The organism is Pseudomonas sp. MG-9, assembly GCF_018729515.1.
Taxonomy (GTDB): domain Bacteria; phylum Pseudomonadota; class Gammaproteobacteria; order Pseudomonadales; family Pseudomonadaceae; genus Aquipseudomonas; species Aquipseudomonas serboccidentalis.
In genome coordinates, this window is sequence record NZ_JAHHZH010000014.1 from 1 (window position 1) to 18,472 (window position 18,472).

An 18,472-nucleotide genomic window follows, 5' to 3' on the forward strand; every position below is an offset into this window, starting at 1 on the left:
GCCCGTTCTACTACCAGCTCGACCACCTCGGCACCCCGCAGGAACTCACCGACTACAGCGGCGAAATCGTCTGGTCGGCGCAATACGACGCCTACGGCAAGGTCTCGGCGATCACCCTGGCGGGCGAGGACTACCTGGACCAGCCACTGCGCTTTCAGGGTCAGTATTTCGATGCGGAGAGCGGGCTGCATTACAACCGGCACCGGTATTACGACCCGAGGCTGGGAAGGTATCTGACGCCGGATCCGGTGAAGCTGGCTGGAGGACTAAACCAATACCAGTACACGCCGAATCCGACGGGGTGGGTGGATCCGTTGGGGTTGGCATGCACCCCGTGTCCGGGAGCAATACAGGCTGATGGGCCATATAGTGAGATCGTTCCTGGGGGTGGATTGGCCACGCATGAAGCTCAAGGCGGCCACCTGATTGCCAAACATATTGGAAGAACTGACTCGCAGTTGGCCCAAAGACTAAAAGCAGAACCCAATATTCCAGCAGCGTCTACATTTTCAGATCGTGCCGCAGCTGAGGCTGCGGTATCGGAAGCATTAAGTTTGAACATGCAAAAAGTGAGAAGACTTTTAACAAGCAGTAGAAGCAAAACCACTATCACCCATCATTTCAATCAACCGGTGGGAGTAAGTATGCTAAATGGCTCTCCCCATTCACAAACGGCGTCGAAGATTCTTTTAGTACTAAAAAAAGACCCAACATTGCCTTTGGGATATTATTTATTAACCGGATTTCCAGAACTATGAATTACGAATTCCCAGAAATTCAAGATTTTTTCGGATCTTACTTCCATCAAGATTGGATGGTAGAGCATGATACTCCCGATCAAGTCATAGCTGATTTCTTGCAAGCTTCGGATACGGAGACATTGCTTTCGATTAATAAAGAATTACGCTTCTTGCTTAAGCAGAATAAGGAAGAGCTTGTTCTGAGGGAGTATTTATTGAAAGAGCTCAGTTGCTACTACTGCTACTGGAATGAGTGGGAGTCAGGCCGAGCTTGGTTAATGCACGTGCTAGCGGCTCTGAATGGAGGGTTAGAGGAAATAGATTAATGCGAATATTTAAACTCTACGAAAACCGGGAATTGAAATCGAGGTTTGCAAATGACAAATGAGGAACTTCCACAGCTATTTAAGTAGTACTCAGGCATATCACAGACATCGTGGTCCTTCTGCTCACATCCCATCTCGCACCTCCCAAAGGGCCTGAAAGAACCGCAGGCCCTGAAGACTCGAAAAGCATCACTACGAAGCAGGATCAAAAGAACAAACAATCACTGCTCATCCTCATCCTCTTCATAATCCTCATCCAAAGCCTCATCCGCATCATTTAACGGCACCGTCGCATCATCCATCAGCGACCCCGGATCCTCATTCCCCGGATCATTGATATACGGCAGACCACTCGGGCCTTTTTCTTCCTTGCCTTCAGTTTCGGGGGTCATGGCAAACCTCTGCGTCTGGTGGGTTGTATAACGTTCGAAAAGCTCCACGGCCAATCGTTCCAGCGTCCGGCCGCCAGATGCGAAAAACCCGGCACCAGGCCGGGTTTCTTTTCGGTATTCAATCAATGATGGCGGTTTTTATGTTTGTACTTGTTGTGCTTGTAACCACCGCCGGAATGCCCCTTCCCGCCGTCATCACCCAGGTTGTTGCCCACCGCACCACCGGCTGCGCCGCCCAATCCTGCACCGATGGCTGAGCCGGTAGAGCCGCCCAGGCTGTTGCCGATCACTGAACCACCGGCTGCGCCGAGACCACCACCAATGGCGGCTTCCGTGCGATTGTGTTTATTCGCGCCGACCGCGCTACCCGCCGCGCCACCGACGCCCGCGCCGACCGCCGCACCGGTGCTGCCGCCGAGCTGGCCACCGACCACATTACCGAGCACACCGCCCAGTCCGCCACCCACGGCGGCGCTGCCATCTCCGGCGGCCATCGCGCCTTGAGCGATCAATAATCCGAAAAACAGTGCAGACAATGACAAACGCATTTGAACCTCACAGTTCCCGAATCGGGACGTTATGCCCATAGGGCCTATGTCAAATTGGAGACATTTTTCGGGAAAACGTTCAGCCATGAAAAAGCCCGGCATCGAGCCGGGCTTTTTCTGACAAGCGTTCGCTATCAGTGACGCTTGTGACCTTTGGACAGGTTGGCGCCAACGGCACCACCGGCCGCACCGCCGAGACCGGCGCCAATGGTCGCGCCGTTCTTGCCGCCCAGGCTGTTGCCGATCACCGAACCACCGGCCGCGCCGACACCACCACCGATGGCCGCTTTGGTCCGGCTGCCCTTGCCGGCAGCCATCGCACTGCCCGCCGCGCCTGCGACACCGGCACCAATCGCTGCGCCGGTGCTACCGCCCATTTTCTGGCCGACGACATTACCCAGCGCACCACCCAGACCACCGCCGAGTGCAGCAGTGCCTTCGCCGGCCACCGCACCTTGAGCAACCAGAAGCCCCAGAACCAGAGCAGGCAATGTTAGACGCATGACAAAAACCTCAAAAATAGGGAGATCAAAAGGGGCCGAGATTGAATGCTGCCGGCGCGCTAAAGTCCAGACAAAATCACCTGCCATCACGCACTTGGCGCCGATTGGACAGCGATTGTGCAAAAGGTTTTATCGCAGACAAAAAAAAGCCCGCTGGGGAGACGGGCTGGAGACTTGCTTTCTAACGGATGGCTTCACCCTACGTCCGTGGACGTGAAAAGTTTGTGAAAAAAAACAAAACATGCCCTACCGCTTGTAGGAGATTTCCCTTCATAAACTTCAGGCATAAAAAACCCCGTTTATAGACGGGGTTGTGAGGTCGCCGATTACTTTCTCGACCGAGTCGAGACCTTCGGAAGAAACTTGGCTTTCGGCCCCTTGGGCGCGGTGGACTTGATCTTGCCGGTCAGTACCGGATCCTCGCCAAAGCCCGCCTGGTACTCCGTCTGGCCGCAGCGGACGCAGTTGTTGAATGAAAATTCGGCTCCATCGTCTTCGATATACGGATCAGTCATACCTTCGCCCTTTTCCAATGGATCGATACCGGCAAAACCCTATTGCCTGAAAAAATACCGACCTCCAAGACTTTTGAGACTAGCCGGTCATTCCTGGACTTGTGGTTCAGATCCGCTGATGGCCGACGAATGGCCTACGCCAATTCAACACACCACTCACCTAAAACGCCCTGTGGCCCGCGCACTCAAACCACGGGGCTGAACTTAAGCAATAAAAGCAAAAAGCCCATTCATCGTCTGAATGGGCTCGTTTGAACCGGCAACTGCATCAACGCAACTTGACCGCCGTACCCGTCGCGAACACGACAACCATGCCGCCCTTGCCCGCCGGCATGCTGATCTCGAAATCCAGCCCGACCACCGCATCCGCCTGCAACGCCCGCGCCCGCTCCTTGATCTCGTCAGTCGCCTGAACCCGCGCCTCTTTCAATGCACGCTCCAGCGTCTGCGAGCGCCCACCGAAAAAGTCGCGCATGCCGGCAAACATGTCACGGATCACATTGACGCCCTGCACCGACTCCGCGCTGACAATGTCCAGGTACGCGGTGATCTGTCGGCCTTCGATGGCGTGAGTGGTGGAGATGATCATGGGAACAGTCCTTTTTTCTACTGATAAAACGACGATTGTAATGCGCTATGGCAAATCAGGCTGAGCACTTGCGTGCATGACTTCCTTAGCGGATTGAAATCCAGATGCCAGAAACCACAAAACCCCTGATCTCTTTCGAAATCAGGGGTTTTGTGTACTTAATTTGGCGGTGAAGGAGAGATTCGAACTCTCGATACAGTTTCCTGTATACACACTTTCCAGGCGTGCTCCTTAAGCCACTCGGACACTTCACCGTATCTCTTCAAACATGTTCTGTCTGTCGAGGCGCGCTAATGTAGTCGAAAGCTTTTCTGATGGCAAACTTTTTTTCAGAATTTTCATGCGCTTAAGACAAAAAGGCGTTTCACCCACCGGCGGCCGATGGCAAACCGGCCATTCTCTGGTAACGGCACCCCTTCTATATAGAAGCAGAACGGCGCGCTACGCCGGGCGAGCCGGGAAACGGTGACCGGCGAGTCAGTCACGGCGCTTTACCTGGCCTACGGTGGTGAGTAACGTCTGCCCATCTTTCTTACAAGGAATTGCGTCATGAGTGAGTTGATTGCCTACCACCTCGAAGACGGCATCGCGACCCTGACCTTGAACAACGGCAAGGTCAATGCCATTTCCCCTGACGTGATTGCGGCGTTCAACGCGGCGCTGGATCAGGCGGTGACTGATCGTGCCATCGTGATCATTACCGGTCAGCCGGGGATTCTGTCCGGTGGCTACGACCTGAAGGTGATGACCGCCGGCCCTAAAGAAGCCGTGGCGCTGGTGACTGCGGGGTCGACCCTGGCGCGTCGCCTGCTCTCTCACCCGTTCCCGGTGATCGTTGCGTGCCCTGGGCACGCGGTGGCCAAGGGCGCGTTCCTGTTGTTGTCTGCCGACTACCGCATTGGCGTCGACGGTCCGTTCAGCATCGGCCTGAACGAGGTGCAGATCGGCATGACCATGCACCACGCCGGCATTGAGCTGGCGCGTGATCGCTTGCGTCGTTCGGCGTTCCACCGTTCGGTGATCAACGGTGAGATGTTTGATCCGAAGAGCGCTGTGGATGCCGGTTTCCTCGACAAGGTGGTCGCTGCCGAAGAACTGCAAGGCGCTGCCCTGGCCGCCGCGCGTCAGTTGAAGAAGATCAACATGAACGCGCACAAGAACACCAAGCTCAAGGTGCGCAAGGCGCTGCTTGAGGCCCTCGACAACGCGATCATCCAGGACCAGGAGCACCTGGGCTAATCCCTCGTTGCCCGAGCCGAAGAAAAGCCCGACCGTCGTGTCGGGCTTTTTCTTGCGCGTTCAGTTGATGAATCGTCAACGGCTCTAGGACGCGTCTGACGCACACTCCGGAAACATGCGCTTAAACATCGCCTATCTCCGGACTCTATAGCAGCAATTGCCGAAAACAGTGCACATCCGTACACTGCGCCACCTTTTGTCCCGGTGGGGCCTGAAAATGCTGTTTGTGTTTCGTATGTTGTTGATGGGCCTGCACTTTATTCTGGCCGGTGTACTGGGAGTGATCCTCGGCCTGTGCCGTCCGTTCAACCCGGACAACAGCCGTCTGTGCGCCCGCCTCTACGCGCTTCCGGCCATGTGCATTCTGCGCCTGCGGGTAAAGGCCGATGTCGGCCCGTTGATGAACAAGCCCGACAGTTGCGTAATCATCGCCAACCATCAGTCCAACTACGACCTGTTTGTGTTCGGCAACGTGGTGCCCCGGCGTACCGTGTGCATCGGCAAGAAAAGCCTGAAATGGGTGCCGCTGTTCGGGCAATTGTTCTGGCTGGCCGGCAATGTGTTGATCGATCGTGGCAATGCGCAGAAGGCGCGCAAGTCGATGCTCACCACGACCCACACCTTGCAGCACGAAGACACCTCGATCTGGGTGTTCCCGGAAGGCACGCGCAACCTCGGTGAAGAGCTGCTGCCGTTTAAAAAGGGCGCGTTCCAGATGGCGATTGCCGCCGGCGTGCCGATCGTGCCGGTGTGCGTCAGCAGCTACATCAAACACATGCGCCTGAATCGCTGGCGCAGCGGGGAAATTCTCATACGCTCGCTGCCGGCCATTCCTACAGCCGGGCTGACCATGGATGACATGCCCATGCTCATGACCCAGTGCCGCGAACAGATGCGCGAATGCATCGCCGCGATGGATCAGCAGCTACAGGCTGCGTGAAAAACAAACCCGCCTCGTGCGGGTTTTCTTTTGCCGGGTGAACTGTGCAGATTTCACCTGACTCTCAAGCAGCGACGCAGCTAAGCTGAAGCCTTGTACTCCCTGCCATCTGCCAAGAAGAAGTGAATCACCACCATGGGTCGAGTTGTTGCTGCTGCGGTTTACAGCGCCGGTAAGAAAGTCACCAATATTACCCTCGATGAGGGCGCCGCCTGGGCCGCCAAAACCGGGCACTTTGTCTGGATCGGCCTCGAAGAGCCGGACGCTCAGGAACTGGCCAACCTGCAACGCCAGTTCAACCTGCACGAACTGGCCATCGAAGACGCCCTGGAAAAACACAGTCGGCCGAAGCTGGAAACCTTTGGCGACGCTTTGTTTATCGTCATCTACTCGCCGATTCGCGAGCACGGGATTTTGCAGTTCATCGAAACGCATATCTTCGCCGGCAAGGGCTACATCATCACCGCCCGCAATGGCCACTCGGCGTCCTACGCGCATGTCCGTCAACGCTGTGAGGCGCGTCCGCTGTTGTTGGAGCACGGGGAAGATTTCGTACTCTATGCGATCCTGGATTTCGTGATCGAAAACTACCAGCCGGTGGGCGAAGCGATTCATGCCGAGATCGATGAGCTGGAGCGCAACGTGCTGTGCAGTGCGTTGAACGAGCATGACATCCAGAAACTTCACGGCCTGCGCCGCGATGTCCTGCGCCTGCGCCGTTATGCGGCACCGATGGTGGAGATCGGTGAGGAGCTGCAGAAGCTGAGCTTCCCGTTCATCGACAAGAACATGCGTCCGTACTTCCGCGATGTGCAGATCCACGTCACGCGGCAAATGGAAGACTTGACCACCCTGGCGGACATTGCCAGCCAGACCATCGAGGTCGGCGTGTTGCTTGAGGCCTCAAGGCAAAGTGTGGTGCAGCGCAAGTTTGCCGCGTGGGCAGCGATTCTGGCGTTCCCGACGGCGGTGGCGGGAATTTACGGGATGAACTTCCAGAACATGCCGGAGCTGAGCTGGCACTACGGCTACTTCGGCGTGCTGGGGTTTATCACGGTGGGGTGTGTGAGTTTGTGGGCGAGTTTCAAGAAATCGGGATGGTTATAGAGAGGCAAAAGCAAAAGATCGTCCGAACGCGGCCCGAACCTTCGGCAGCTCCTACATTGGGATGGTGTACACCCTGTAGGAGGTGCAGGCTGCGATCTTTTGATCTGCTGTTAAGCCGCTTCTGGTTTGTGCGCCACAAAGCGCATCATCCATTCCGCCACGGTCGTGCCATGGTGCTCCTGCTCCAGACTGGCGACGCCTTTGGAGTAGATCTGAGAGCCCAGCGCTTCCTGGCGCAGATCCAACAGCGCCCGCGAATAGTCGTGAATGAATTCCGGGTGGCCCTGGAAGCACAGCACCTGATCGTTGATGTGATACGCGGCAAACGGGCAGAAATCGCTGGAGGCGATGACTGTAGCGTTTTCCGGCAGCGCGGTGACCTGATCCTGGTGGCTGATCAGCAGCGTCAGTTCTTCACGCACCGGGCTCATCCACGGCGCCTTGGCCGCCAGTTTGTAGTTGTGGGTGCCGACACCCCAGCCCTGGCTGGCACGCTCGCTCTTGCCGCCCAGCAGCAGCGCCAGCAGTTGGTGGCCGAAGCACACGCCGAGCAGCTTGTCGCCGCGCTCATAGCGCGTCAGCAGGTATTGTTTGAGGGTCTGGATCCACGGGTCGGTGCCGAACGAATCGGCCTTGCTGCCGGTGATCAGGTACGCGTCGAAGGTCAGATCATCGCTCGGATATTCGCCCTGCATCACGTTGTACACGGTGAACTCGGCGGCAATCGGTTGCTGCGAGAACAGGCGCTGGAACATCTGCCCGTAACCCTGATATTGATCGACCAGTTCCGGACGCAGGATGTCGGTTTCCAGAATGCAGATGCGTAGCGACATAAAAAATACCTGACACGTGATGGGAATAATGAACACCCCAGAGCCTGCCTTGAAACACCCAGGCAAGGCAAGCCCCGCAGCGTTCATCCGATCACTTAAAACAACTCGCCTTTCGCCGCTTTCTCCAGCAGCAGTGCCGGTGGCGCAAAGCGCTCGCCATACTGCTCGGCCAGGTATTGCGCGCGCGCAACGAAGTCCTGCACGCCGTACTGATTGATGAACTGCAGCGCACCGCCGGTCCACGGCGCAAAACCGATGCCGAAGATCGAGCCGACGTTGGCATCCGCCGTCGAGGTCAGCACGCCCTCCTCCACGCAGCGCACGGTTTCCAGGGCCTGCACAAACAGCAGACGATCACGCACATCCTTCGGCGAAATCTGCCCGTCCGCCTTCTCGAAGCGCGTCTTCAACTCCGGCCACAGATGTTTCTGAGCGCTGGCCGGGTAATCGTAGAAACCACCACCGGCGGCTTTGCCCGGACGTTTGTATTCGTTGAGCAGCAAGTCAATCACGGCGAACGCCGGATGCTCTATCAGCGGTTTCCCTTCTGCTTGCAGGTCTTTGGCCGTTTGCTGGCGGATATGGCTCATCAGGCTGAGGGAAACTTCGTCGGAGATCGCCAGCGGCCCGACCGGCATCCCGGCCTTGCGCGCTTCGGTCTCGATCATCGGCGCGCTCACACCCTCGCCGAGCATGGCGATGCCTTCGTTGGTAAAGGTGCCAAACACCCGCGAGGTAAAGAAGCCACGACTGTCGTTGACCACGATCGGGGTTTTCTTGATTTGCAGAACGAAGTCGAAACCCCGCGCCAGGGTTTCATCGCTGGTCTGCGCACCTTTGATGATTTCCACCAGCGGCATTTTTTCCACCGGACTGAAGAAATGCAGGCCGATGAACTTGCGCTGGTCCGGCACTGCCGTCGCCAGCCCGGTGATCGGCAAGGTCGAGGTGTTGGAGGCAATCACCGCATCGCTACCGACCACTTTTTGCGCCGCCGCCGAGACCTTAGCTTTCAGCTCGCGATCCTCGAACACGGCTTCGATAATCAAGTCGCAGCCGGCCAGATCGGCATCGTTCTCGCTGGGCTGGATCCGCGCCAGCACCGCGTCGCGTTTTTCGGCGGTCATCTGGCCCCGGGCGACTTTCTTGTCGAGCAACGCAGCCGAATGCGCCTTGCCCTTCTCGGCCGCCGCCAGGTTGATGTCCTTGAGCACCACGTCAATACCGGCCGAGGCGCTGACGAAGGCAATTCCGGCACCCATCATCCCTGCGCCCAGCACGCCGACCTTGCGCGTGACATATGGCTCAAAACCCTGCGGGCGCGAACCACCGGCATTGATCTCGTTGAGCTGAAACCAGAAGGTGCCGATCAGGTTTTTCGAGATCTGCCCGGTGGTCAGTTCGGTGAAATAACGGGTTTCGATCAGGTGCGCGGTGTCGAAGTCCACCTGCGCGCCTTCCACCGCCGCGCACAGAATCTTCTCTGGCGCCGGCAGCGTGCCCTGGGTTTTCGCCCGCAGGATCGACGGCGCAATCGCCAGCATCTGCGCGACCTTCGGATTCGACGGTGTGCCGCCGGGGATCTGATAGCCCTTCACGTCCCAACGCTGCACAGCCGTCGGGTTGGCGACAATCCATGCGCGAGCCTTGCTCAGCAGCTCGTCACGATCCGCCGCCAGTTCATCGATCAAACCGGCCTGCAACGCCTGTTGCGGGCGTACCTTCTTGCCTTCGAGCAGATAAGGCAGGGCTTTTTCGATGCCGAGCATGCGCACCATGCGCACCACCCCGCCGCCACCTGGCAGCAGGCCGAGGGTCACTTCCGGCAGACCGAGCTGCACCGAGTCATCGTCCAGCGCCACCCGGTGATGGCAGGCCAGACAGATTTCCCAGCCACCGCCGAGCGCCGCACCGTTAATGGCGGCGACCACGGGTTTGCCGAGGGTTTCCAGGGTGCGCAACTGAGCTTTGAGGCTCAGCACCCGGTCGTAAAAGGCTTTGGCCTCGGGCTTGCCGACCTTGATCAGCTCGTTGAGGTCGCCGCCGGCAAAGAAGGTCTTCTTGGCCGAGGTGATGATGACTCCGGTGATGCTGTCTTTATCCGCCAGCAGACGCGCAACGCAGGCGCCCATGGCCTGGCGGTACACGGCGTTCATGGTGTTGGCGCTCTGGCCCGGCAGGTCGATGGTCAGCACGACGATGCCGTCCTGGCCTTTTTCGTAACGAATGGCTTCGCTCATAACAAGGTTCCTTGAATTCGGGGCTCAGAGGCGTTCGATGATGGTGGCAATGCCCATGCCGCCGCCGACGCACAGCGTCGCCAGGCCGTAACGCAGGCGTCGGGTTTCCAGTTCATCGAGCAGGGTGCCGAGGATCGCGCAACCGGTGGCGCCCAACGGGTGGCCCATGGCGATGGAGCCGCCGTTGACGTTGACCTTGTCCGGGTCCACTGCCATGTCTTTGATGAACTTGAGCACCACCGAAGCAAACGCCTCGTTAACCTCGAACAGGTCGATGTCTTCCACGCGCAAACCGGCCTTGGCCAACGCCTTGCGCGTAGCCGGTGCCGGACCGGTGAGCATGATGGTCGGGTCAGTGCTGGTCACCGCCGTGGCGACGATTCGCGCCCGTGGTTGCAGGCCGAGTGCACGGCCCTTGGCTTCAGAGCCGATCAACATCAGCGCCGCACCGTCGACGATCCCGGAGCTGTTGCCCGGCGTATGCACATGGTTGATCCGCTCGACGTGGCTGTAGACCCGCAACGCCGTGGCATCAAAACCCATCTGGCCGATCATTTCGAAACTCGGCTTGAGTTTGCCGAGGCCTTCCATCGTCGATTCGGCCCGAATGAATTCGTCGTGGTCGAGCAGGATGATGCCGTTCTGATCCTGCACCGGCACCAGCGACTTGTTGAACGAACCGTCGGCCCGTGCCCGCGCCGCTTTGCGCTGCGAGTGCAGCGCGTAGGCATCAACATCCTCACGGCTGAAGCCTTCAAGGGTGGCGATCAGGTCCGCGCCAACGCCCTGCGGGGTGAAGTGGCTGTGCAGGTTGGTTTGCGGGTCCAGCGCCCAGGCACCACCGTCGCTGCCCATCGGCACCCGCGACATCGACTCGACGCCGCCGACCACCACCAGGTCTTCGAAGCCGGAACGGACTTTCATCGCACCGAGGTTCACCGCTTCCAGACCCGAAGCGCAGAAGCGGTTGATTTGTACGCCCGCCACGCTGACGTCCCAATCCGCCACTTGCACCGCAGTCTTGGCGATGTCCGAGCCCTGATCGCCGATTGGCGTGACGCAACCGAGCACCACGTCATCGACCTGGCTGGTGTCCAGCGCGGTGCGGCTTTGCAGCGCGGTCAACAGCCCCGCCACCAGATTCACCGGTTTGACGCTGTGCAGCGCGCCATCGGCCTTGCCTTTGCCACGGGGCGTGCGTAACGCATCGAAAATCAAAGCTTGGGTCATGACGTCCTCGAACCTGTGCGGTGAGTGAAATTCGTGGTGTCACTGTTGTCCCGCGTGGTCGAGGATTCAATGACCACAGCGCTCAATGACGTTGACGCGCACGCTCAGACGGACGGTCATCCACCATTGGGTGAACCGGTTCAGGTCGGCGAGTTGTCTAGCAAGCGGGCGGCAAAGAAGCTGGCAATACGCCTCATGCCTTTTTTATCGCTATCGGCAGCAAATACATACGAAATGGATCTAAGCCGCGCGTGACGCGGGCTCTAAGGTAGTACATGTACGTCAGAGTCGTCGGGTTTTGCCGGGGCCGACGTTCTTCAACAGGAAGTGCAGCGTTTGCCGTCATGGATATGCAGGCAGACATCAGGAAATAACAATAAAGGCGGTCAAGCCATGTTCAAACAACCGAAAGTTCGTCAAGCAGGGCTCATTCTTTTCGCCACGACGCTGTTGTTGATTTTGCCGAACCTGACCAAGGTGCTCGGCTGACTCAAGCGGCAGGCGCTCGTCATCGCCACAAAAAATGTGACTGGCCCCGCTACCCGGGCCAGCGTGGCTGTGCCAACCTTTGCGCACTTCCACGACATGGACGGCGATCATTTGAAAACGCTCATTGTGTTCTGGGCCTTGCTGCTGAGCATGCCCTTGTCTGCCGCCCAGCTGAATCTGCAGCTGGGCGCCAACAGTCGCACCTGGCAGACCGAGGAATTGCTCAAGCATCCGCAGGTGCAAACCCTCACCATCAAGAACGATGTGTCCTACAAGAAGGACATGACTTATCGCGCCATCCCCGTGGCGGCGCTGCTCACCGGCATCAAGCCGGACGACCACTTGCAAGCGGTGGCGCTGGACGGGTTTGCCGCAGAATTGAGCGCTGCACCGCTGCTCAACAGTAAGGGCGCGCGGGCCTGGCTGGCGATCGAAGACCCGGCGCAGCCATGGCCGCCGCTGTCGGAAGGCAAGCACAGTGCAGGGCCGTTCTATCTGGTGTGGACCGATCCGCAGGCCGGCAATATCAGCCCGGAGCAGTGGCCGTTCGAAGTGGCCAGCATCCAGCGTATCGCGCCAGTGGCGGCGCGTTTCCCTGCCCTGTTGCCGGATCCTGCGCTGAAAGCCGATGACCCGGTGAATCAGGGTTTTGCGCTGTTTCAAAAAAACTGCCTGGCCTGTCACCGCTTGAACGGTGCGGGGGATGCGCAGTTCGGGCCGGATCTGAATATTCCGTATAACCCGACCGAGTATTTCGGTGCGGACTTCCTCAAACGCTATATTCGCGATCCGCAGAGTCTGCGCCAATGGCCACAGGCGAAGATGCCGGGATTTTCCCCGCAGGTGTTGCCGGATGGGGATTTGCAGAAGTTGATTGGCTATTTGCAGCACATGGCCGGGCGCAAGGTTAAGCCCTGAGCTTGTTCAAAAACTCTTTGCAACACCACTTCCTGTAGGAGCTGCGGCACGCTGCGATCTTTTGACCTTGATTGTAAAAAACAGAATCAAAAGATCGCAGCGTGCCGCAGCTCCTACAGGGGGATGGTGTTTACTGCTGTTGCACGGAGATGACCGGCGTTGGCGAGACAAACACCTTCGCATGCATCTGCTCGCTCCCCCCGCCCCGGCGCATGCCGCGTACCGGGCAGGCATCCAGGTAATCCAGGCCCACCGCCAGTTTCAGATGGCGTTCGGGCCGGGCCAGTTCGTTGGTCACGTCGAAGCTGTACCAGGCGTCATCCAGCCACGCTTCGGCCCAGGCATGGCTGGCCAGGTGCTCGCAATCCTCGCTGTAGAGATAACCCGAGACATAGCGTGAAGGGATCCCCAGGCTGCGCGCGCACGCCAGAAAGGCATGGGTGTGGTCCTGGCAAACCCCGGCGCGCCCGGCGAAGGCTTCGGCCGCACTGGTGTCGACTTCGGTGGAACCCGGGGTGTAGGTCATGTGCTGGTTCAAGCCGTGCATCAAGTCGATCAGCGCGGTGCGATCACGTCGCTGCTTGCAGGATTTGTCGGCAAACGCCCGCAACGCTTCGTCGGCCTCGGTCAGGCGAGTAAAACGCAGGAACGGCAGCGCCGACTGACTTTCATGCTCGGCCTCGCGCAATTCGTCGATATCGACCTGGCCCCGGGCGCCAATGATGATCGCTTCGTGCGGCTCGTCCATGGTCAGCACATGCAGGATGTTGCCGAACGGATCGAGCTGGGCGCGCACCGGGCGCGGCAAGTCGAGCTGCCAGCTCAACACGTGCTGACGCTCGCTGTCGTGCGGGGTCAGGCGCAGATACTGGATGCTCGCCCGCACCTGATCTTCATAGTGATAGGTGGTCTCGTGGCTAATGGAAAGTCTCATGCAGCCTCCAGGTATGAACTGTGAATGGCATTGCCCAACTGGCGCACCAGCGGGATGAATTCGGTGAGCCAGGCGTGCAGGCCTTCGGCGAGGATTTCGTTGATGCCGGTGTAGCGCAGGCGCGCGTCCATTTCGGCGGCCAGGCGCTGTGCCGGACGACCGTTGGCCCCTGGCAGTTGCGCGAGGATCTGGTCGATTTCTTCGGTGCAGGCGCGCAGCGAGCGCGGCACATCGGCGCGCAACAGCAGCAGTTCGGCGACATGCCGGGCACCGGGGGCATCGCGGTAGATCTCGGTGTAGGCCTCGAACGACGACAGGGCCCGCAGCAACGCACTCCACTGGTAATAGGCGTGGGCGGTGCCGTCACTGACGGCTTCGGCCTGATCGCCGGCCATTTCGTAGCGCGCATCGAGCAGTCGTAGCGTGTTGTCCGCGCGCTCGATGAAGGTGCCGAGGCGAATGAAGCGGAACGCATCGTTACGCATGATCGTGCCGTAGGACGCGCCCCGGAACAGGTGCGAACGCTCCTTGATCCACTCGCAGAAACGGCTCATGCCGTAACGACTGAGGCCCTGCTCGGCGATCCCGCGAATCTCCAGCCAGGTGGCGTTGATGTTTTCCCACATGTCCGCGGTGATCCGCCCGCGCACCGCATGCGCACTCGCCCGCGCCGCGCCGAGGCAGCTGTAGATGCTCGCCGGGTTGGCCGCATCGAGGGCGAAAAAGTGCAGCAGGCGTTCGGCGTGCAGCTCGCCGTGACGCTCCAGGTAATCGTCGAGGGTGCCGGTGATCAACAGCGGCATGGCCAGTTCGTGCAGACCGTCGCCGCGACCGTCCTGCGGCATCAGCGACAGCGAATAGCTGACATCGAGCATCCGCGCGAGGTTTTCCGCTCGCTCCAGGTAACGCGACATCCAGTACAGATCCGAGGCAGTTCTACTTAACATGGCAAGCTTCCTTCAATCCTCGACCACCCAGGTGTCCTTGGTTCCGCCACCCTGGGAGGAATTCACCACCAGGGAGCCTTCACGCAGGGCGACACGGGTCAAACCGCCGGGCACAACCCGGGTTTCACGCCCGGACAAGACGAACGGGCGCAGGTCGATATGGCGCGGCGCAATGCCGTTTTCGACAAAGGTCGGACAGGTCGACAGTGACAGCGTTGGCTGTGCGATGTACGCGTGGGGCTTGGCTTTGATTCGCTCGCGGAACGCATCGATTTCCGCCGTTGTCGCCGCCGGCCCCACGAGCATTCCGTAACCGCCGGAGCCCTGGGTTTCCTTGACCACCAGATCCGGCAGATTGGCCAGCACGTGGGAAAGCTCCGAGGGGTTGCGACACTGCCAGGTCGGCACGTTTTTCAGGATCGGTTCTTCGTCGAGGTAGAAACGGATCATCTCGGTGACAAACGGGTACACCGATTTGTCGTCCGCCACGCCGGTGCCGATGGCATTGGCCAGCACCACGTTGCCGGAGCGATAGGACGACAACAGCCCCGGCACGCCAAGCATCGAGTCCGGGCGGAACGCCAGCGGGTCGAGGAACGCGTCGTCGAGACGCCGATAGATCACGTCCACCGCTTTCGGCCCGTCGGTGGTGCGCATGAAAACCTTGTCGTCACGCACGAACAGGTCCGCGCCCTCCACCAGTTCGACGCCCATTTCCCGCGCCAGAAAGGCGTGTTCGAAGAACGCACTGTTGAAGCGCCCGGGCGTCAGCACCACCACGCTCGGATTATCGATCGGGCTGGAGCTCTTCAGGGTATCGAGCAACAGGTTGGGGTAGTGGTCAATGGGCGCGATGCGCTGGGCGGCGAACAGTTCGGGGAACAGACGCATCATCATTTTGCGGTCTTCGAGCATGTAGCTCACGCCGCTCGGAGTGCGCAGGTTGTCTTCGAGCACGTAGTAAGTGCCGTCGCCATCGCGCACCAGATCAACGCCGGAGATGTGCGAATAGATGTCGCGGTGCAGGTCCAGACCCTGCATCGCCAACTGGTACTGCTCGTTGGCCAGCACCTGTTCGGCGGGGATGATCCCGGCCTTGATGATGCGCTGCTCGTGATAGAGGTCGGCGAGGAACATGTTCAACGCCTTGACCCGCTGGATACAGCCGCGCTCGACGATCCGCCACTCGCTGGCGGGAATGCTGCGCGGAATGGTGTCGAAAGGAATCAGGCGCTCGGTGCCCTGCTCGTCCCCATAGAGCGTGAAGGTGATCCCGGCCCGGTGGAACAGCAGATCGGCCTCGCGTCGCCGTTGTGCCAGCAACTCGTCAGGCGTATCGGCCAGCCAGCGGGCGAACTCCCGGTAATGCGGGCGGACCTGGCCGCCGGCATCGTACATTTCATCAAAATAGGTGCGGATCATGCCGTACTCCTTGTCACCCGGACCTACAGGCCTTCGCAAGGCCCGTGCCATCGGCATAAACGCTTTGATTTCAATCGGTTGGATATTCACGTCAGCAACACCGCACCATTCCTGTGCGGCAAATGCCCCGACCTGATCGCCCCCGCCTCATTGCGACGCAGTGCGGTCGCCTATCACCAGCATAGTCAGAGTTGATTTCACTGCTCGGCGTCAGCTACGGATAATCCGTGCATTCGCTGAACGAACCTCTACGCAGAAGTCTTCAGCCCCACTGATCCGCACTGCCAACGCAGCCCGCAAAGCCTTAACCCTGACCGGTTTCCTCTCCTTATCGGTCTTCCCTTTAGCCACCCTCTCCGGTGGCTTTTTTTTGCCTGTTTGAAACGTTTTGAAAGCAAAAGCCAAAGATCGCAGCCTTCGGCAGCTCCTACAGGTGATGGGTTGTAGGAGCTGCCGAAGGCTGCGATCTTTTGATTTTCAAAAACAACAACGGCCGACCCAAGGGCCAGCCGTTGCTTACGTTCATGCAAGAGATCAGTTCAGACGGTAGCGACTGCGCACCTCCTGCTTCACGCCCCAGCCTTCGATGATGCCGCCCAGCGGCTCGACCACGGCAGAGAAACCCTGCTCGAAATCGCCAATGTCGTCATAGGTTGCGTACATCACTTTGCTCAATTCCAGCGACCAGGCACCATCGTCGCGCGCACTGACCTGGGCATTGATGGACTCACCGCGAAATTTGCCTGCCGCCCTGCGCGCCCGCTCCTCGTCCGGGAAAATGGCGTAGAACTCGATGGGATGGAATCGGGAAAAGTCGAAACCGCCTTCTTTCATGCGGCGCAGCACATTGCTGCTGATGTCTTCTTGATAGGCTGTGCTCATGAATCGTCCCCCTCGGATAGATGGATAGACTTTCCGTATTCCCGCCCCGGGCCTTACAGGCCAAAGTACATCGGCAACCGGGTTGCCGGCGGGAAACAAGCATGTAGCTGACAAGACCAGACCTTAGCGATTGGTTCGCTGATCTCACTTGCAGAGTAGCCCCAAGATAGAGGCGCTGCCAAGGCCTGGCACAGCAGGTGACAAGAAGAATTTCAGATAGGCGTGATGCTGCGGATTTCGATGCTGTTCTGGGTTTTCAGGCTTTTCACCCCGGCATCGGCGGTACGACCTTCCAGATCGTTCATGTCCAGTTCGGCGGCGACGGGCAGGAGCCGTTCCTTGATCAGGCGTGCGGCCTCGTCATCACTGGGGCATTCCGCGCGCTCGAACACCTCATCGACAATTTCACCATGATCGTCCACGAAAGTGACTTTCCACTTTTGCATCGGTGCCTCCTCGAACAAACCCGCAAATGGGCTTACTACTATCTCGACTTTTGGCGAGATTGATCGTTCAAAAGGATTGCAGCGGGCGACCATGAAAAAAAGACATCGACCGTAGGAACTGCCGCAGGCTGCGATCTTTTGACTTTGATTTTTAAAAACAAGATCAAAAGATCGCAGCTTGCGGCAGCTCCTACAGGGGTTTTGCAGTGCTTTTAGTCGTTGCTTGGCTTGTTGATCGCCTGCAGCACGTACTGTGGCAACGCGAACGCGCCGATGTGAATTTCCGGGTTGTAGTAGCGGGTGACGATGCCGCTGCCGATGAAGCGCTGCTGCAGGGTTTCGCGGCTCAGCTTGCGGTAGGCCGGGTTGGTCGAGCCCCAGGCGAACGTCATCGAACCGCCGATGTAGGTCGGCACGGCTGCTTGATAGAAGTGCCAGTCCGGGAACAGGCTGCGCAAGCGACCGGCGGTGGTTTTGACTTCGTCGATTTGCATGAACGGCGTGCCATTCTGGGTCACGAGGATGCCGCCCTCGTTCAGGCAGCGATGGCAGGCCTGGTAGAAGTTTTCCGAGAACAGCACTTCGCCCGGGCCGATCGGGTCGGTGGAGTCGGAGATGATCACGTCGAATTTTTCAGTGGTGGTGGCGACGAAACGCATGCCGTCGTCGATCACCAGGTTCAGCCGTGGATCGTCGTAGGCGCCCTTGGAGTGGTTCGGCAGGAATTCCTTGCACATGTCGACCACGGTGCCATCGATCTCGACCATGGTGATGTGCTCGACGCTGGCGTGTTTGGTCACTTCGCGCAGCATACCACCGTCGCCGCCGCCGATGATCAGCACGCGCTTGGCGGTGCCGTGGGCGAGGATCGGCACGTGGGTGAGCATTTCGTGGTAGATGAACTCATCCGCTTCGGTGGTCTGGATCACGCCGTCCAGCGCCATCACCCGGCCCATGCGCGGGTTCTGGAAAATCACCAGGTGCTGGTGCTCGGTGCGCACTTCGTGCAGCAGTTTTTCCATGCGAAAACGCTGGCCGTAGCCTTCGTAAAGGGTTTCCAGGTATTCGCTGGTCTTGGTGACGGTCATGGTCAAGTGCTCCGATGAATGCGCGGGCGTCGATCGTGGGGACGATTGCCCGGGAAAGGCGCGCATTCTACGTCGCCGAAGATGACAGGTCGAACCCTGTAGGAGTGAGCCTGCTCGCGATAGCGGTTTTTCAGTCACAGATTC

General features: G+C 58.9%; 21 protein-coding genes and 1 tRNA gene. 6 read left to right on the forward strand and 16 right to left on the reverse strand.

The features are described from left to right. Together KKQ10_RS27355 and KKQ10_RS27360 are read left to right on the forward strand one after the other, a co-directional pair. Positions 1-758: RHS repeat-associated core domain-containing protein (locus KKQ10_RS27355; protein ID WP_215502895.1), on the forward strand; the 758-nt coding region annotated here is incomplete at its 5' end. Then, complete coding sequence (locus tag KKQ10_RS27360) at positions 755-1,066, forward strand: contact-dependent growth inhibition system immunity protein (RefSeq protein WP_215502896.1); 312 nt, start codon at positions 755-757, stop codon at positions 1,064-1,066. The genes KKQ10_RS27355 and KKQ10_RS27360, both read left to right, overlap by 4 nt. A gap of 221 nt (positions 1,067-1,287) precedes the next feature. Here KKQ10_RS27360 and KKQ10_RS27365 read toward each other — a convergent pair whose 3' ends face one another. The 6 genes from KKQ10_RS27365 to KKQ10_RS27390 all read right to left on the reverse strand — a co-directional run bounded on the left by KKQ10_RS27365 (position 1,288) and on the right by KKQ10_RS27390 (position 3,867). Then, positions 1,288-1,458, reverse strand: coding sequence for a hypothetical protein (locus tag KKQ10_RS27365; RefSeq protein WP_215502897.1), 171 nt, complete (start codon positions 1,456-1,458; stop codon positions 1,288-1,290). A gap of 122 nt (positions 1,459-1,580) precedes the next feature. Next, positions 1,581-2,006, reverse strand: a complete 426-nt coding sequence (locus KKQ10_RS27370; protein ID WP_215502898.1) for a glycine zipper domain-containing protein — start codon at positions 2,004-2,006, stop codon at positions 1,581-1,583. A 134-nt stretch (positions 2,007-2,140) separates the two neighbouring features. Next, positions 2,141-2,509, reverse strand: coding sequence for a bacteriocin (locus KKQ10_RS27375; RefSeq protein WP_127652674.1), 369 nt, complete (start codon positions 2,507-2,509; stop codon positions 2,141-2,143). A gap of 326 nt (positions 2,510-2,835) precedes the next feature. Continuing rightward, the gene (locus tag KKQ10_RS27380) at positions 2,836-3,024 is read right to left on the reverse strand and encodes a hypothetical protein (protein ID WP_127652673.1); all 189 of its coding nucleotides are present in this window, start codon (positions 3,022-3,024) and stop codon (positions 2,836-2,838) included. A gap of 268 nt (positions 3,025-3,292) precedes the next feature. Then, positions 3,293-3,613: a YbjQ family protein gene (locus tag KKQ10_RS27385; protein WP_027613311.1), complete on the reverse strand. Its 321-nt coding sequence runs from the start codon at positions 3,611-3,613 to the stop codon at positions 3,293-3,295. 164 nt (positions 3,614-3,777) lie between these two features. Continuing rightward, positions 3,778-3,867: transfer RNA gene (locus tag KKQ10_RS27390), tRNA-Ser, on the reverse strand. Between the two features lie 295 nt (positions 3,868-4,162). Between KKQ10_RS27390 and KKQ10_RS27395 the strand changes: the two genes are divergently transcribed. The 3 genes from KKQ10_RS27395 to KKQ10_RS27405 all read left to right on the forward strand — a co-directional run bounded on the left by KKQ10_RS27395 (position 4,163) and on the right by KKQ10_RS27405 (position 6,899). Next, a complete protein-coding gene (locus KKQ10_RS27395; protein ID WP_007960722.1) occupies positions 4,163-4,852 on the forward strand; it encodes a crotonase/enoyl-CoA hydratase family protein in 690 nt (229 codons plus the stop codon). A gap of 217 nt (positions 4,853-5,069) precedes the next feature. After that, positions 5,070-5,792: a 1-acylglycerol-3-phosphate O-acyltransferase gene (locus tag KKQ10_RS27400; RefSeq protein WP_215502899.1), complete on the forward strand. Its 723-nt coding sequence runs from the start codon at positions 5,070-5,072 to the stop codon at positions 5,790-5,792. A gap of 135 nt (positions 5,793-5,927) precedes the next feature. Next, complete coding sequence (locus KKQ10_RS27405) at positions 5,928-6,899, forward strand: magnesium and cobalt transport protein CorA (protein WP_127651683.1); 972 nt, start codon at positions 5,928-5,930, stop codon at positions 6,897-6,899. A gap of 110 nt (positions 6,900-7,009) precedes the next feature. Here the strand turns inward: KKQ10_RS27405 and KKQ10_RS27410 are convergent, their stop codons facing one another. The 4 genes from KKQ10_RS27410 to KKQ10_RS27425 form a co-directional block, all read right to left on the reverse strand. After that, complete coding sequence (locus KKQ10_RS27410; RefSeq protein WP_095139972.1) at positions 7,010-7,732, reverse strand: amidotransferase; 723 nt, start codon at positions 7,730-7,732, stop codon at positions 7,010-7,012. A gap of 95 nt (positions 7,733-7,827) precedes the next feature. Beyond that, positions 7,828-9,972, reverse strand: a complete 2,145-nt coding sequence (locus KKQ10_RS27415) for a 3-hydroxyacyl-CoA dehydrogenase NAD-binding domain-containing protein (protein ID WP_215502900.1) — start codon at positions 9,970-9,972, stop codon at positions 7,828-7,830. Between the two features lie 24 nt (positions 9,973-9,996). Beyond that, a complete protein-coding gene (locus tag KKQ10_RS27420) occupies positions 9,997-11,202 on the reverse strand; it encodes an acetyl-CoA C-acetyltransferase (RefSeq protein ID WP_215502901.1) in 1,206 nt (401 codons plus the stop codon). Between the two features lie 363 nt (positions 11,203-11,565). Then, positions 11,566-11,802: a hypothetical protein gene (locus KKQ10_RS27425; protein WP_164747897.1), complete on the reverse strand. Its 237-nt coding sequence runs from the start codon at positions 11,800-11,802 to the stop codon at positions 11,566-11,568. On the opposite strand from KKQ10_RS27425, the gene KKQ10_RS27430 reads away from it, so the two are divergent. Then, positions 11,788-12,609, forward strand: coding sequence for a c-type cytochrome (locus KKQ10_RS27430; RefSeq protein ID WP_127651719.1), 822 nt, complete (start codon positions 11,788-11,790; stop codon positions 12,607-12,609). The genes KKQ10_RS27425 and KKQ10_RS27430 overlap by 15 nt on opposite strands. A 130-nt stretch (positions 12,610-12,739) precedes the next feature. Here KKQ10_RS27430 and KKQ10_RS27435 read toward each other — a convergent pair whose 3' ends face one another. The 6 genes from KKQ10_RS27435 to speE form a co-directional block, all read right to left on the reverse strand. Further along, positions 12,740-13,543 (reverse strand): transglutaminase family protein, encoded by an 804-nt coding sequence (locus tag KKQ10_RS27435; protein WP_025113341.1) that lies wholly within the window; start codon positions 13,541-13,543, stop codon positions 12,740-12,742. Continuing rightward, a complete protein-coding gene (locus KKQ10_RS27440) occupies positions 13,540-14,490 on the reverse strand; it encodes an alpha-E domain-containing protein (protein ID WP_007960702.1) in 951 nt (316 codons plus the stop codon). The genes KKQ10_RS27435 and KKQ10_RS27440 overlap by 4 nt, the downstream gene beginning before the upstream one ends. A 12-nt stretch (positions 14,491-14,502) precedes the next feature. Continuing rightward, entirely contained in the window at positions 14,503-15,912 is a 1,410-nt protein-coding gene (locus KKQ10_RS27445; protein WP_127651686.1) for a circularly permuted type 2 ATP-grasp protein, read from the reverse strand. A gap of 534 nt (positions 15,913-16,446) precedes the next feature. Continuing rightward, positions 16,447-16,794, reverse strand: a complete 348-nt coding sequence (locus KKQ10_RS27450; RefSeq protein ID WP_042558460.1) for a ribonuclease E inhibitor RraB — start codon at positions 16,792-16,794, stop codon at positions 16,447-16,449. Positions 16,795-17,006: 212 nt separating this feature from the next. Beyond that, a complete protein-coding gene (locus KKQ10_RS27455; protein WP_127651687.1) occupies positions 17,007-17,240 on the reverse strand; it encodes a hypothetical protein in 234 nt (77 codons plus the stop codon). Between the two features lie 212 nt (positions 17,241-17,452). Then, complete coding sequence (gene speE, locus KKQ10_RS27460) at positions 17,453-18,328, reverse strand: polyamine aminopropyltransferase (RefSeq protein ID WP_041068886.1); 876 nt, start codon at positions 18,326-18,328, stop codon at positions 17,453-17,455. Between the last annotated feature and the right edge of the window lie 144 nt (positions 18,329-18,472).

Excerpts from the sequence above, each read along its gene's own strand:
- KKQ10_RS27360 (WP_215502896.1), top strand. The coding sequence starts at position 755 with ATGAATTACGAATTCCCAGAAATTCAAGATTTTTTCGGATCTTACTTC.
- KKQ10_RS27365 (WP_215502897.1), bottom strand. The coding sequence starts at position 1,458 with ATGACCCCCGAAACTGAAGGCAAGGAAGAAAAAGGCCCGAGTGGTCTG.
- KKQ10_RS27370 (WP_215502898.1), bottom strand. The coding sequence starts at position 2,006 with ATGCGTTTGTCATTGTCTGCACTGTTTTTCGGATTATTGATCGCTCAA.
- KKQ10_RS27375 (WP_127652674.1), bottom strand. The coding sequence starts at position 2,509 with ATGCGTCTAACATTGCCTGCTCTGGTTCTGGGGCTTCTGGTTGCTCAA.
- KKQ10_RS27380 (WP_127652673.1), bottom strand. The coding sequence starts at position 3,024 with ATGACTGATCCGTATATCGAAGACGATGGAGCCGAATTTTCATTCAAC.
- KKQ10_RS27385 (WP_027613311.1), bottom strand. The coding sequence starts at position 3,613 with ATGATCATCTCCACCACTCACGCCATCGAAGGCCGACAGATCACCGCG.
- KKQ10_RS27395 (WP_007960722.1), top strand. The coding sequence starts at position 4,163 with ATGAGTGAGTTGATTGCCTACCACCTCGAAGACGGCATCGCGACCCTG.
- KKQ10_RS27400 (WP_215502899.1), top strand. The coding sequence starts at position 5,070 with ATGCTGTTTGTGTTTCGTATGTTGTTGATGGGCCTGCACTTTATTCTG.
- KKQ10_RS27405 (WP_127651683.1), top strand. The coding sequence starts at position 5,928 with ATGGGTCGAGTTGTTGCTGCTGCGGTTTACAGCGCCGGTAAGAAAGTC.
- KKQ10_RS27410 (WP_095139972.1), bottom strand. The coding sequence starts at position 7,732 with ATGTCGCTACGCATCTGCATTCTGGAAACCGACATCCTGCGTCCGGAA.
- KKQ10_RS27415 (WP_215502900.1), bottom strand. The coding sequence starts at position 9,972 with ATGAGCGAAGCCATTCGTTACGAAAAAGGCCAGGACGGCATCGTCGTG.
- KKQ10_RS27420 (WP_215502901.1), bottom strand. The coding sequence starts at position 11,202 with ATGACCCAAGCTTTGATTTTCGATGCGTTACGCACGCCCCGTGGCAAA.
- KKQ10_RS27430 (WP_127651719.1), top strand. The coding sequence starts at position 11,788 with ATGGACGGCGATCATTTGAAAACGCTCATTGTGTTCTGGGCCTTGCTG.
- KKQ10_RS27425 (WP_164747897.1), bottom strand. The coding sequence starts at position 11,802 with ATGATCGCCGTCCATGTCGTGGAAGTGCGCAAAGGTTGGCACAGCCAC.
- KKQ10_RS27435 (WP_025113341.1), bottom strand. The coding sequence starts at position 13,543 with ATGAGACTTTCCATTAGCCACGAGACCACCTATCACTATGAAGATCAG.
- KKQ10_RS27440 (WP_007960702.1), bottom strand. The coding sequence starts at position 14,490 with ATGTTAAGTAGAACTGCCTCGGATCTGTACTGGATGTCGCGTTACCTG.
- KKQ10_RS27445 (WP_127651686.1), bottom strand. The coding sequence starts at position 15,912 with ATGATCCGCACCTATTTTGATGAAATGTACGATGCCGGCGGCCAGGTC.
- KKQ10_RS27450 (WP_042558460.1), bottom strand. The coding sequence starts at position 16,794 with ATGAGCACAGCCTATCAAGAAGACATCAGCAGCAATGTGCTGCGCCGC.
- KKQ10_RS27455 (WP_127651687.1), bottom strand. The coding sequence starts at position 17,240 with ATGCAAAAGTGGAAAGTCACTTTCGTGGACGATCATGGTGAAATTGTC.
- speE (WP_041068886.1), bottom strand. The coding sequence starts at position 18,328 with ATGACCGTCACCAAGACCAGCGAATACCTGGAAACCCTTTACGAAGGC.